This window comes from Paenibacillus sp. E194, assembly GCF_000935845.1.
Taxonomy (GTDB): Bacteria; Bacillota; Bacilli; order Paenibacillales; family Paenibacillaceae; genus Paenibacillus_B; species Paenibacillus_B alvei_B.
Genome location: NZ_JMDX01000532.1, coordinates 1 through 750, shown reverse-complemented (window position 1 = coordinate 750; position 750 = coordinate 1). Strand labels below are relative to the sequence as shown.

Annotated in this window: 1 protein-coding gene; it reads right to left on the bottom strand. The window is 57.2% G+C overall.

Annotation, left to right across the window (positions count from 1 at the left end; all coding sequences use genetic code 11):
* Positions 1–750 (bottom strand): phosphopantetheine-binding protein (locus tag AZ66_RS29405; protein ID WP_044358217.1); only part of this gene is annotated, 750 nt, incomplete at both ends.

Genomic DNA, 750 nt, shown 5'->3' with positions numbered 1-750 from the left:
CCGGCGGACGTTTCTCCCCTTCTCCCCCTTGCGCTAACAGCGTTAATTGGCGGGATAAGCTTTCGAGCGTCGGGTGCTGGAACAGGTCGCGCACCGCCACCTCCACGCCGAACACCTCGCGCAGACGCGAAACCGCCTGCGCCGCCAGCAGCGAGTGGCCTCCCAAATCAAAGAAGGAATCATAGATACCGATCCTCTCCACGCCAAGCAGTTGGCACCATACCGCCGAAACGAGCTCCTCTGCTGGCGTTTGCGGCGCCGCATAGCCCTCTTGCGACGACACTGTCGGAATCGGCAGTGCCCTCATATCGATCTTCCCGTTCGGCGTTAACGGCAAACTGTCCAGTTGCACAAAATACGTCGGCACCATATAGCTTGGCAATCGCTCGCTCAAGTATGTCCGCCATTCCTGCGCGCTGCCTTCTCCGACCAGATACGCCGCCAGTTGCTTTTCCCCCGGCCTGTCTTCTCGTACGATGACGACAGCTTGCTTGATCGCCGGCAACTGACTTAGCACCATTTCAATCTCTCCGAGCTCAATCCGGAATCCTCTGATTTTCACCTGGTCGTCGATCCTGCTTACATAGATCAGGTTTCCTTCCGGCTGATACTTTACAGCATCTCCCGTTCTGTACATTCTCGCTCCAGACTCACCGCTGAAAGGATCCGGAAGGAATCGCTCCTCTGTCAGCTCTGGACGATTCAAGTATCCACGGGTAACCCCTGCCCCGCCAATGTACAGTTCCCCGA